General features: G+C 37.0%; 7 protein-coding genes and 7 pseudogenes. All 14 read right to left on the bottom strand.

What is annotated here, in order from left to right:
- Positions 1 to 10 precede the first annotated feature (10 nt).
- On the bottom strand, positions 11 to 637 hold the full coding sequence (gene rimP, locus BWD121_RS07660) for a ribosome maturation factor RimP (RefSeq protein WP_078664026.1): 627 nt from the start codon (positions 635 to 637) through the stop codon (positions 11 to 13).
- Between the two features lie 143 nt (positions 638 to 780).
- A pseudogene (locus BWD121_RS07665) lies at positions 781 to 1,481 on the bottom strand (tRNA (guanine(46)-N(7))-methyltransferase TrmB).
- Positions 1,478 to 2,746 (bottom strand): methionine adenosyltransferase, encoded by a 1,269-nt coding sequence (metK, locus tag BWD121_RS07670; RefSeq protein WP_078664027.1) that lies wholly within the window; start codon positions 2,744 to 2,746, stop codon positions 1,478 to 1,480. The pseudogene BWD121_RS07665 and the gene metK overlap by 4 nt, the downstream one beginning before the upstream one ends.
- A gap of 132 nt (positions 2,747 to 2,878) precedes the next feature.
- Positions 2,879 to 3,288: pseudogene (locus BWD121_RS07675) on the bottom strand (helix-turn-helix transcriptional regulator).
- Positions 3,289 to 3,435: 147 nt separating this feature from the next.
- Positions 3,436 to 5,025 (bottom strand): apolipoprotein N-acyltransferase, encoded by a 1,590-nt coding sequence (lnt, locus tag BWD121_RS07680; protein WP_078662851.1) that lies wholly within the window; start codon positions 5,023 to 5,025, stop codon positions 3,436 to 3,438.
- A 7-nt stretch (positions 5,026 to 5,032) separates the two neighbouring features.
- Entirely contained in the window at positions 5,033 to 6,061 is a 1,029-nt protein-coding gene (locus tag BWD121_RS07685; protein WP_078662852.1) for a hemolysin family protein, read from the bottom strand.
- 95 nt (positions 6,062 to 6,156) lie between these two features.
- Positions 6,157 to 6,633 carry an rRNA maturation RNase YbeY gene (ybeY, locus tag BWD121_RS07690; RefSeq protein WP_078662853.1) on the bottom strand — a complete coding sequence of 159 codons (477 nt, stop codon included), beginning with the start codon at positions 6,631 to 6,633 and terminating at the stop codon, positions 6,157 to 6,159.
- Between the two features lie 19 nt (positions 6,634 to 6,652).
- On the bottom strand, positions 6,653 to 7,753 hold the full coding sequence (locus BWD121_RS07695; RefSeq protein ID WP_078662854.1) for a PhoH family protein: 1,101 nt from the start codon (positions 7,751 to 7,753) through the stop codon (positions 6,653 to 6,655).
- Between the two features lie 106 nt (positions 7,754 to 7,859).
- Positions 7,860 to 9,235 (bottom strand): annotated as a pseudogene (gene miaB, locus BWD121_RS07700) (tRNA (N6-isopentenyl adenosine(37)-C2)-methylthiotransferase MiaB).
- Between the two features lie 31 nt (positions 9,236 to 9,266).
- Positions 9,267 to 9,754 (bottom strand): annotated as a pseudogene (locus BWD121_RS07705) (GNAT family N-acetyltransferase).
- 162 nt (positions 9,755 to 9,916) lie between these two features.
- The gene (gene tsaB / locus BWD121_RS08560; RefSeq protein ID WP_240536704.1) at positions 9,917 to 10,264 is read right to left on the bottom strand and encodes a tRNA (adenosine(37)-N6)-threonylcarbamoyltransferase complex dimerization subunit type 1 TsaB; all 348 of its coding nucleotides are present in this window, start codon (positions 10,262 to 10,264) and stop codon (positions 9,917 to 9,919) included.
- Positions 10,265 to 11,020: 756 nt separating this feature from the next.
- Positions 11,021 to 11,624: pseudogene (gene recR, locus BWD121_RS07715) on the bottom strand (recombination mediator RecR).
- A 35-nt stretch (positions 11,625 to 11,659) separates the two neighbouring features.
- Positions 11,660 to 11,982, bottom strand: a pseudogene (locus BWD121_RS07720) (YbaB/EbfC family nucleoid-associated protein).
- Positions 11,983 to 11,996: 14 nt separating this feature from the next.
- A pseudogene (locus BWD121_RS07725) lies at positions 11,997 to 12,952 on the bottom strand (DNA polymerase III subunit gamma/tau); the annotation flags it as partial.

Genomic DNA, 12,952 nt, shown 5'->3' on the forward strand with positions numbered 1-12,952 from the left:
CTAATTAACATTAATTTTGACAGTTTGTTTTCTCGGTTAAAGTATTAAAATTGTCTTCAGGGATTAGCTGTTGACGTAACTCTTTATCTTTTTTCAGTGCGTCGCGAATAAGTTCATCAGTAAGCACTAGACGCGCATTCGTAACATCAGCGAAGGGAATCAAAACATCCGCTATTTCTCCGTGAGAAGCTTTATCGGTATTTAAGGTAAAGCTATTTTGTGTAATATTTGTTAGTGTGCCGCGAAATTTTTGGCGCCCATTAATAACAACACCAGTTTCAATTTTTGCAATATGTCCTTGCCATTTGAAAAAATCAGATTTTCTTACCAATGGGCGATCAATACCAGGAGATGAGATTTCCAAATGATATTTTCGTTCAATGACATTTTGCACATCAAGAAAAGGCGAAACAGTGCGGCTAATAATTTCACAATCTTCTATTGCCATGGTGCCATCAGTGCGTTCAGCCATAATCTGAAGAGTTAAGCCATTTAAACCAGAGAATTTGACGCGAATTAAACGATAATTTAAAGGTTTGAGCAATGGTGAGACAAGAGCAGCCACACGCCCTTCAATCCCATCTTCTTCAAACAGACGTGGCTCATCAATGTTATTTATTGTTTCAGTTTCGTTTATATCATTCAAGTTGTTTTGACCCACTGATATTAAAAAAGAGCGGGTTCAAACAACCCACTCCTTATCACAAGATGAAGAATCCGTTTCATTATATTCTTAAATTTAAAGTTTTTCAAGTCGTCCATGATAAAGTGTTTTATCAGCTATTTCCTAATAAAAGTAAGATAAGCAGGTGTTCTGCCTTCACGCAAAGCTTTTGCTTCATAACGGGTGCTCTGCCATGACGGGTAGGGGTTTTTCCAATCTTTAGGACTTTCTACTTGCCATTCAAAACTGTCGTGATGTGTGCAGTGGTATAGGGTCCAATTAACGTAAGTATCTATATCGCTGGCAAAACGGAAATTTTTACCTATCTTAAGAACTCGAGCAAAACGATTAAGGTTTTTTGCATTGATAAATCGCCGTTTCCAATGCTTTTTTTTAGGCCATGGATCGGGATAAAAAAGGTCTATTCCATCAAGTGATGCTGTTGGCAGCCAATCAAGAAGTTGTGTGGCATCATTATCATAAAGGCGAAGATGATTTTGATAATGTGTGTGTTTTTCAATATGGACCAATATTTTTGCCATACCATTAATAAAGGGTTCTACGCCGATAAAACCAGTTTGTGGAAAACGTTCCATTTCATGAATCAAATTTTCACCTCCACCAAAACCAATTTCAAGCCGGACTTCCTTTACTTGAGTAGCAAATAAAGATGTTAGCTCTAAGGGTGCTGGTTTATTTAAATCAATGTTAAGAGTAGGGAGAAGCGTTTTTATACACGAAAGTTGATTGTTTCGTAGTCGTTTTCCTTGTCGGCGACCAAAAAAGCTTCGCTCATACGTGTTTTATGCGCAATCATGGTACTTTAATCATTGATTTAAGCGTTGCAATTAGATCAGTTTTTTCCCATGAAAATGAACCGTCATGTTCTGGTTTGCGCCCAAAATGGCCATAAGCAGCTGTTTTGGCGTAAATAGGTTTGTTAAGACCAAGGTGTTTTCGGATACCTGTTGGTGAAAGATCCATTATTTTGCGGATTGCGGTTTCAATAGTATTTTCATCTACTTTTCCTGTTCCGTGAAGGTTGAGGTAAATAGATAAGGGTTGTGCAACACCAATTGCATAAGAAAGTTGAATAGTACACCGTTCTGCTAAATCAGCTGCAACAATATTCTTAGCTAGATAGCGTGCAGCATATGCTGCAGAACGGTCAACTTTTGTTGTGTCTTTACCTGAAAACGCCCCTCCACCATGGGGTGCTGCGCCACCATAAGTATCAACAATGATTTTGCGTCCTGTTAATCCTGCATCACTTTGAGGGCCGCCAATAACAAATTTGCCTGTTGGGTTAATATACCAACTGCATTCATCAGAAATAGGAATATCACGTAAAGCTTGGCGAATATAAGGCTCAACCACTGTTTGTACTTTATTTGAATCCCAATTTTCATCCAAATGTTGTATTGAAAGAACAATAGACGTTACTTCTATAGGTTTTCCATTTTTATATCGTATTGTTATTTGACTTTTAGCGTCTGGCCCCAGTTTTCCAGCTTCTCCTTCTTTTTTATGGCGCGCTATAGCAAGAAGCTCTAAGATTTTGTGCGCATAATAGATTGGCGCAGGCATAAGGTCTGGTGTTTCACGGCAAGCATATCCAAACATAATACCTTGATCGCCCGCTCCCTCTTGGCCTTGACGATCAGTTGCATTATCAACCGCTTGTGCAATATCAGCTGATTGTTGACGCAAAAGAACATCAATTTTAACAGTTTTCCAATGAAAACCTGCCTGTTCATAACCAATCGCACGAATGGCTCGACGCGCAGCTGCGCGAAAATGAGTAGGATTGATAATAGGAGAGCCAATTTTATCATAGATAAATTCTCCATTTCTATCTCTTTTTAAGAGTGTATCAGGAACACGTACTTCACCAGCAATAACCACGCGATTTATGCTCACTAAAGTTTCACAAGCGATTCGCATTAACCATGGATCAGTTCCAGTTTTCTGCGCTTCTTTATAAACCATATCAACGATTTCATCTGAAATGCGATCACAGATTTTGTCAGGATGCCCTTCGGATACTGATTCACTAGTGAAAAAATAATTTTGATGCGGCATAAAAACTCCCTCAGAAAAGAAAACCGGCATTTTCTTATTATTTATTTGAAGTTTGCTCTATTTGCCAATCCTATGGCAAATCGTCAATGCTGATTTATGAGGCGATATTAAAGGAAAAATGTATTTTTATTTTTATAATTTATTTGTTTGATCTTCTTCAGAAAGAGCTTTTGCTAAATCAATGATTTTTCGACGTACTTTAGCATCAAGTATATTAGTAAAAGCACGCATTAATTGGATTCCTTCGCTGCTAGAGCAAAAATCCATAAAATTACTTTCGCTTTCAGCAAAACCCTCTGCAGATTGAGTAATACCTTTATCAAAAAATAAGAAACAGGAACATCCATAATTTCTGCAATTGCTTGAAGGCGACTTGCACCAACACGGTTTGTACCTTTTTCATATTTTTGGATTTGCTGAAAAGTAATACCTAATTGCTCACCTAGTTTTTCTTGGGTAAGACCTAACATATTACGACGTAAACGAATACGAGTGCCAACATAAACATCTATTGGATCGGGCTTTTTTCTAGTTTCGGTCATACTGCAACTCTTTATTTTAGCGCTTTGTTTCCAAATCAATATTAGATGCACGTAAAGTTAGTTTATCATAAATTAGGATAATGTGTAATACTTTTCCCCAACGTTACTGGTACGTATAACATGATATTGTACATAAGCATTCAATCATTAAGATTGTTTTGTAAAGCCAAAACTAATACGGTACAATAGCATAAGAATGAATAAGATGAAAGTAGAGAATATTCTGCATTCATTGTTCCATATTAGAATAATTGGTGATGGAATCGGAGAATCAAGAAAACCAATAACATTTTGTTCAAGAGCATCAACGATTCGTCCGTAAGGGTCGATCACAGCTGATATTCCATTGTTAGCTGCTCGTATAAGAGGTATTCCTAGTTCAACTGCACGCAGCCGTGCTTGTTGAAAATGTTGGTACGGACCAGGTGTTATGCCGAACCATGCATCATTTGTAACATTAATAATTGCTTGAGGAGGAGGGCCTTTAAAAGTCATTTCATGGGGAAATATGGCTTCATAGCAAATGAGAGGAAGATAAGAAAATCCATTTGGCATCATGACAGTTTGGCGCACAGAAGCAGAGCTATATCCACCAATTTTATCGGCAATGGCATTTAATCCAATTTTATTCAATAAATTTTGATAAGGTAGGTATTCACCAAAAGGGACTAGGTGAAGTTTATCGGAAGAGTTAAGAATATTGCCCTTGGCGTCAATGACTTCAATTGTATTAAAATATTGTGTTTGGGCATTAGGGAAGTCAGTATTGGCTCGCACAGCACCAATAATAGCCCATTGTTGTGGCTTAAGAAGTGAGGCGATGCGCATTGTGATAGCGGAAGTACCTGTGAGAATATAAGGAACAGATGTTTCAGGCCATACGATAAAGTCAGGCTTTAAGGTTTGATCAGTTTCTGACATCATACTTAAGTTTAGATGAGCTGTGAATATATCTTCAGATGTAGTATTATTTAACTTTTTGTTTTGTTGGATGGAAGGTTGAACAATGCGTACCCAATAGCTACTTTTTTGATAATCAGCGATATTAGGTGCTGTATTCAGTCGATAAAATCCAAAGATGCTATGGGTTAATATAAGTAGAAAACAAAGAATAAGAGCAAATTTCTTTTTTTCATTTGTGAGTAAAACTGTAGGTAAACTATAAACTAAAACAGAAAGAATATTCATTCCATAAAGCCCTACAATCATGTCTGATTGCATGAACATCGGGGTTGGCATAGCTGTGTAGCCAAGAGCATTCCATGGAAATCCTGTAAACAAGATGGCGCGCAACCATTCTGCTAACCCCAATGCAAAAGCAAGAACAAAGAAGCGCGCTATCCCTTTTGTCCATAACCAACCAATAATAAAACCAGCAAAAAACCAATAAAGGGCAAGATAAATGGGAAGGCCAAAAATAACAAATGGTATTGTCCAAGCATAAGTGATCGGGTCTATCAATAAAGCATTACTTGCCCACCAAAGGCTGTAAACAAAATAACCAAAGCCAAAATTTCCGCAAGTTAGTGCACTTATTAAAAGGCGTTTTTTGAAATTTTGAATAGTGTTGATTGCATCAAGTAAGATAACAAAGATAGGAAAAGTTAAAAAACTGACAGGTGTTAGATAAAAGGGTGGGAGCGCAAAGGATGTAAGCGCACCACATAAAAAAACACATATTTGTCGTTTCCAACCAGTGATAGAAAGTAGGAAAGCTGTGAGCTTATTAAAAAGCACTTGACCATTATCCTTTTAAAGTAGCCTCTTCAGTTAAGTGCTCATTTTCTGAGATACGAACAATGCGCAATCGCTTAATCCGGCGGTTATCAGCTTCTAAAATACGGAATCTGTAACCAGGTATGGCTTCAATGATTTCACCTTTTGAAGGAATACGATCAAGAATAGAAACAATCAAACCACCAATGGTATCGACTTCATCACCGTGTTCTCCTACAATAAAATCAGGACCGAGAGCTTTTTCCACATCTTCTAATTCAGTTCTTGCATCAACAAGCCATTTATTGTCGGGTTCACGCACAATAACATTGTTGATATTGTCGTGTTCATCTTCAATATCACCAACGATGAGCTCAACAATATCTTCCATAGAAACTAAACCATCTGTGCCACCATATTCGTCAATAACCAAAGCCATTTGTGTTCGTGTGGCTTGCATACGTGTTAATAATTTACTGGCAAGCATGGAGCTTGGAACAAATAGAACTGTTCGAATAAGATCTAGTTCACCAATTGGGGTATGTAAATTCTCTGTATTACTTAGCTGAAGTAGACCAGATTTCTGTCCATTTTTTGTGGAAGCTGAGCTGGTGATAAAGCGGGTTATATGACTAAGGATATCACGAATATGGATTATACCTCGTGGATCATCTAGAGTTTCAGCATAAACAGGCATACGAGAATAACCAATTTTTTCGAAACATTCGAGAGCGTCCCCAAGAGGAGTATTTATTTCTAATGCTTCAATTTCAGAACGTGGAATCATCACATCATCAATGCGTGTTTCACGTAAGCGTAAAATATTGTGCAACATAATACGCTCTTCAGGTGAGAAGAGCGTTGCATCATCTTCATTGTGAGCAGCAAGGGCATCAGTTAAATCATCACGCAGTGATGTGGAATTACGTCCACGTAAGAATGAAAACAAATGGCTTAGAAATGAATTTTTTTCTATGTAATTTGTTCGTTGAGAAGAGGCTCCTTCAGTATGAGAAGATATTTGGTTATTATTGTGTGTACTAATTTTATCCACCATGGTTCTAAGATTTTCTAAGCCTTACTTTTTATAATAATGAGATGCTTTAAGTTTTATTGTGTAATATCGGTTTCTAAAGTTTGATTTTTATCATTTTAAAGCAACTCAGTATAGGGATTTTTTATGGAAAGCTTTTGAAGGATTTCTCTTTCTAGTTTTTCCATTTGATTAGCTTCATCATTTGTTTCATGATTGTAACCAAGAAGATGGAGGAGGCCATGAACAATCATGTGTGTCAGGTGATCTTGAAATGATTTCCCTTCTTCTTTTGCTTCTCGCATAATAGTTTCTCTCGCAATGATAATATCACCGAGCATAAATTTAGGACTTTGTCCAACTTTAAGAGGAAAAGCAGGAAAGGATAAAACGTTAGTGGGTTTGTTTTGAGAGCGCCATTGTGCATTGATTTGTGCTATGTGATCATCATTTGTAAAAAGCAAGCTGAGTTCACTTGTTACTTTGTTTAATGATAAATGGTGCATTGTGGTGGTTAATGCTTTTGTGGTGATGTCATAAAGTACGTCCTCATTATCCCATTCAGCATCTTCAATGGTTATATCAATAGTAATCATGATGGATTTAATTCATTTTTTAATCAAGATCATTAGAATGATACTTTTTTGCTTGTTTGCCAGAATCGCGATCATAAGCACGCACAATAGCAGCAACAAGAGGATGGCGCACAATATCTTTTTCGTCAAAACGAATGATCGAAATATTTTCTATATCTGAGAGAATGCGAATTGCTTCCGTTAAACCTGACTTTTGTCCTGCAGGAAGATCAATTTGGCTTATATCACCTGTAACAACAACACGCGCTCCTTCTCCAAGACGTGTGAGGAACATTTTCATTTGCATGGGTGTAGTATTTTGTGCTTCATCAAGGATGATAGCTGAATGAACAAGTGTCCGTCCGCGCATGAAAGCAAGAGGAGCAATTTCTATGACTCCAGAAGCTAAAATGCGTTCTACCTTTTCAGCAGACATCATATCGTAAAGAGCATCATAAAGCGGGCGTAAATAGGGATCAACTTTTTCTTTGAGGTCACCAGGAAGAAAACCAAGACGTTCTCCAGTTTCAACTGCAGGACGTGAAAGGATAATTCGTTCAATAATACCGCGTTCTAAGAGTGTGACAGCGTGAACAACAGCAAGATATGTTTTGCCGGTTCCTGCTGGACCTATGCCAAAAACAAGTTCAGAACACTCCATTGCTCGCAGATAAGCCTCTTGCGTTTGGGTGCGGGGATAGATTGTTTTTTTATGAGTGCTCAATTGTATTGGTACATGTTTTGTCATAGATTGAATTGTTTTTGGAGACTTTTGCTTTTCATTTGGCAAATTTGCCATGGCAATTGCACTTTCTGTGTCTGATAAAGTAAGCTCTTGACGTGTTTTTGCTAGTTTATAGAGCTGGCCTAATGCGTATTGCGCGTGTTTTGTGGCAGCAGCACTTCCACTAATTGAAACTTTGTTACCGCGCGGGTAAATATTAAGTCCGAGTTTTTGTTCAATATAAGAAAGATTTTCATCGAATTTTCCAAAAACCATTTTTGCGTAATTGTTATTTTCAAAAGTTAAAACAATATGATGAACTTCTGATAAGTTCTTTTTTTCAAAAATATTAATGTTTTTGGGGGAGGCGTTTGTTGTCTTTTTAGTGTGTTTTGGTTTTTCGGTTGATAGTTTCAACCTATTCTCCTGTGTTATTTAAGTATGATACATTTAAAATATAATTTTTTCTTTAAAATGAAAGAGTTTTTAAGTTAATACTTTGAACAAAATTTTAGGAGTATTTTTAAATATTCACTTTTTCTCCGACAAAACTATTTGAACTCGCATTTTTAATATGAATCTCCATAATAGTGCCTGTAGAAACTTGTGCATCTACGACAACAGGTAAAAGCCAAGGGGAGCGACCTACCATTTGCCCAAGATGGCGACCAGATTTTTCGATAAGGATATTGGTTGTTTGACCAATTTTAGAACGTAAAAATGTATGTTGCTGGTCAAGAAGGAGCGCTTGTAAACGTTGAAGACGAGAATTTTTTACAGTTTCATCAACATGGTTTTTCATTGTAGCACCAGGCGTTCCAGGACGCGGTGAGTATTTAAAAGAATAAGCTGAACTGTAACCCACTTGTTTAATGAGTTTAATGGTTTCTTCAAAATCTTCATCAGTTTCACCTGGAAATCCCACAATAAAATCGCCTGAAAAAGCAATGTCTGGTCGTGCAGTACGAATTTTTTCAATGAGTCGAAGATAATGAATACTTTTATGCTGACGATTCATTGCTTTTAAGATACGATCTGAACCCGATTGGACGGGAAGGTGCAGATAAGGCATAAGCATATCAAGATCGCGATGTGCAGCAATAAGGCTTTCATCCATATCACGTGGATGACTGGTTGTATAACGCAATCGCTTTAAACCATCAAGTTTAGCAAGATGATAGAGAAGGTCACCAAGGCGCCAAGTTTTACCATTAGCACTTTGTCCATGCCAGCCATTTACATTTTGCCCCAAAAGCGTAATTTCTTTTACACCAGCTTCAATGAGTTGGATGGCTTCGTGAGTAATTTGCTCAACAGGTCGTGATGTTTCAGCGCCTCGTGTATAAGGAACAACACAAAAGGTGCAAAATTTATCACATCCTTCTTGTATTGTTAAAAATGCGCTAACGCCTCGTTTTTGAACAGCATGTTTATTATGAGGTGGTAAATGAGTAAATTTATCTTCAACAGCATAGTTCGTTTCAACGACTTTTTTTCCTTGTTTGGCCTGTTTTAACAACTCTGGCAAGCGATGATACATTTGCGGCCCAACAACGAGATCTACTGTTGGTGCACGACGCAAGATTTCATTTCCTTCGGCTTGTGCAACACAGCCCGTTACACCAATTATTAAAGGTTTATCAGGTGCACGTTTTTGACGTATCATCCGCAAGCGACCAAGATCAGAATAAAGTTTTTCTGCTGCTTTTTCACGAATATGGCAAGTGTTAACAAGAATAAGGTCGGCATCATTTGGTGTTTGTGTGGTTACATAACCTTCGGCACTAAGACTATCGTTCATTCGTTGGCTGTCATAAGTATTCATTTGACATCCATAGGTTTTGATAAAACCTTTTGGGGAGAAATAGAAAGTGTATTCTTAAGATGCGACTGCTTCATGATGCATTCCTAAACGCTTTTTACACAAATCTCAATCTGTTTGCTTAAAAGTTTTTTGCATGATAATTGCATTTTTGCGGCCATTTGGTGATTGATAATAAGCAAGACGTTTGCAATCTTTTTGAATTTAAAATGCCGATAAGAGCCAAGGCAGAAAGATTTGTTTCTTCAACTTCTAAAAATAGCTTGCGGCACGTGCATGTTGAAGATAACAAAGTATACTATCGACAAGCAAAGAACCAATTCCTTGCCTTTGGTAATGAGGTCGAACAGCAATCGTAATAATTTCTGCTTCATCAAGAATAAGACGGCATAGACAAAATCCTAAAATTTGATCAGGCTGATTAATAAGGTAAACTTTGTAACCGAAAATAGAATGATCTTTAAAAACAGATCAAATGTTTGTTCTTCCCAAGCCGGAATAAAACAATTTTGGTGAATTTGATGAAGACAAGCGCTATCATCAGTTTGTAGTGATGCAATTTCAAAATATTTTTTTGTGGGTGAAAGTTTAGCCATTATTTTTTCGTGGTAGACAAACTGGCATGTTGTTTTGCGTCGGCATCGCGTAAATAAAGTGGACGAGGAGGTGCAGCTTGTGGTTGTTGTTTGCCGCAAGGTGAGCATAAGTTAAAACGTCAGCCGCTTCACATGGGATGAAATCTAATATGGTTGCGGTGTTTATTTATTGTTTTTGATATGTGCAGCATAATATCGGCAGCTGGACCAGTTATATTGTTTGTTGTGGTAATTTGCGATGATGTTTTCAAGTGTTTGTAAGCCAGGCGCACATAAAGCTGTAAGGTCTTTGTTAAAACTCTGATAATAGAACATTCCTCTACCAGCTTCAATAACAACAGTGATTGTTGACATAGTATTTTTGTTGTGCGCTTGTTTTGCTAACGCTTCAAGTGTGCTCACTCCAATAGCCGGTATTTCTAGTGCTAATGCTAAAGCTCTTGCAGTCGAAACACCTGTACGTACACCTGTAAATGACCCTGGTCCGATGTTAATGGCAATCCGATCCATTTGATCAAGTGTGATGCCAGTTGATCAGTTATTTGCGTATCTGACCAATGAGCTTTTCAGCATGGCTTTGAAAATGTGTTCGCTGATACGCGCAATAACAGCTTGATGACGGGTAAGTGCAACAGCGCAATAAATTGAGGCAGTGTCTATGGCAAGGATAAACATGAACGCATTTTAACTGGATATAACAACAGATAGAAAGTTAATTATAGTTTTTTGAGTATTTTTATTTTGTATATTTTGCAAATGTTTGAAGATAATTGCAATATTAATAAACATTACTTTTTGGGAATATTTTTAGACTAGATTAATATTTAATATGTTTCTTGATATAATATGGCAAAAGTGCACGCAAGGGTATCATTAAAAGTATTACAATTTAAAGAGGTAATCGAGAAAGAACTATAAAATCTATATGCAGCATTAGAAGAATATGGCAAATATGAAAGATCCAGGGTTATTTAGATTTTAAGTCACAGGATATTTACTAAAAAGAAATTATTACTCTGAAATGTGTGATATTTTAAAAACTAGTCAATTAATGAATTCTAATAAAACTGCCAGAGTTTTTCAAACTGTATTTGTGTAAGAAGCTATTTTTCTATAATTTCTAAATCATACGCTCAGTCTTAAGTGTGTATATTAGTAAAATGCGCGAAATTTTATGAGAAGATATAGTCTCTTATTTAATCTTTTTGATATTTTTTTCTTTAAAATACCATGGAAGAAATAACAAGATGATAGAAAAATTATATTTTAAAGATTGGTTCTCGCTCGTAGGGCTGCAGCTAAAGTTCCATCATCGAGATAATCTAGTTCACCACCTACCGGTACTCCATGGGCAAGTCGGGTAATTTTAACTGAAAAAAGAGAGTTGATCGGTGATATAATGTGCTGTTGTTTGCCCTTCAACAGTTGCATTAACAGCTAGAATAACTTCTGCAATTGAGTCATTGATAACACGGTTTATTAAAGAAGTGATGTTGAGTTCATCTGGACCTATTCCATCTAATGGGGATAGTCGTCCACCTAGTACATGATAGCGCGCTGGTAAAATTCCGGCTCGTTCAAGAGCCCAAAGATCAGAAATATCTTCAACAACAATAATCGTTGTATTATCACGACGAGGATCTGTACAAATCAAACAAGGATCAGTTGTATCTACATTGCCACAAACAGAACAAATGCTTACTTTGTTTACAGCTTCTTGTATTGCAGCTCCTAATGGCTCCAATAGTATTTCTTTTTTCTTGATAAGATGAAGGGCAGCACGACGTGCTGAACGTGGTCCAAGACCTGGTATTCGCGCTAAAAGTTGAATGAGGCGCTCAATTTCAGGGCCTGCAATATGTTGAGACATACCATTATTCCAAAGATTAAATTAAAGCCACTTTATTAAAACGGGAGCTTGAAACCTGGTGGAATCGGTAAACCTGCTGTTATACTTTGTGTTTTTCTGCTATAGCCGTTTCAATTTTTGCTTTGGCTTCATTATGAGCCGCCATAATGAGATCTTCAAGTATTTCAACCTCTTCAGGATTGATTAATGACGGGTCAATTTTGATTGCCGATATAGTATTTTTACCATTTAAGGTGATACTAACGAGCCCGCCGCCAGCTGTACCTGTTATATGCAAATTAGCCAAATCATCTTGCATTTGCTGCATTTTTTCTTGCATTTCTTTGGCTTTTTTCATCATGCCCATCATATCACGCATAGCAATTAGTTTCCTTATTCATCATTTGTATGATCATTATTTTCATTTTCGAAGATATGAGGAGTGAAATCAAGATCATTTTCTTGTTTATTCAGACGAATATCGACAATTTTTGCTCCTGGGAAATGATTGAGAATTGTTGCGATATCAGGATCTGTTTCCACATCAGAAAAAGAGCCCTTTGGGCGGCTGCACTTTCTTCCTGTAAAGTTGGTCCTCCTCCTTCGGTGACAAAGGTTATTGTCCAATGTTTTTTAGTCCATTGATACAACATTTTTTTTATATCGCGAGCTAGTGAACGCGGAGCATTTTCAGCAAGTCTTAATGTTATATGCTCCGGTTCAAAAGAAACAGGATGAACAAATTCTTTGACAAGCAATTTGAAATGTATTTCACGGTGTTGTTCAGCTAAATTAACGATATCATGTAGGGAATTTATATTTAGGGACTTTTGTTCTGTCGTTTCCGTTTCTGGTGGAGAAGAAGCGTACGGTAAATGAACAACATTGTTAGAAGATTTGGTAGTTTGAATCTTATCAAGATTTTCTGTTGTTTCAAAAGAGTCTGTATTTTCAGGAGTTTGAATTCTTAATGATTCTATTGGTTGAATTGAAAGATTAGGTTGATTAGCTAAGGCTGTTTTTAAATTATGTTGGTTTTGCTGCGGGTTTGAAATTTGTGAGAAAGAATGAATGTGCGCATCATCGGCTTTTACGGTATGATTTACATTGTTGGTTTCTTGATGGGAGTTATTTTCGGTAATTGTAAAAGATGTTTTTTCTTGTGTAAGTTTTTTAGGGCTTCATCAAGAGTTGGCAGGTCAGCAGTATGGGTAAGACGAATCAATACCATTTCAGCAGCTTGAATAGGACGTGCAGCTTTATTGACTTCCTGTAAGCCTTTGAGCAGAATTTGCCAATTTCTAGAAAGAACGGGAATAGAAAGTTTTTGTGAAAAATCTAAACCTCGT

Source organism: Bartonella sp. WD12.1 (assembly GCF_002022415.1).
Classification (GTDB): Bacteria; Pseudomonadota; Alphaproteobacteria; order Rhizobiales; family Rhizobiaceae; genus Bartonella.

Coding starts and splice junctions, on each gene's coding strand:
- tsaB (WP_240536704.1), bottom strand. CDS start 10,264: ATGGATCGGATTGCCATTAACATCGGACCAGGGTCATTTACAGGTGTA.
- metK (WP_078664027.1), bottom strand. CDS start 2,746: ATGCCGCATCAAAATTATTTTTTCACTAGTGAATCAGTATCCGAAGGG.
- ybeY (WP_078662853.1), bottom strand. CDS start 6,633: ATGATTACTATTGATATAACCATTGAAGATGCTGAATGGGATAATGAG.
- BWD121_RS07685 (WP_078662852.1), bottom strand. CDS start 6,061: ATGGTGGATAAAATTAGTACACACAATAATAACCAAATATCTTCTCAT.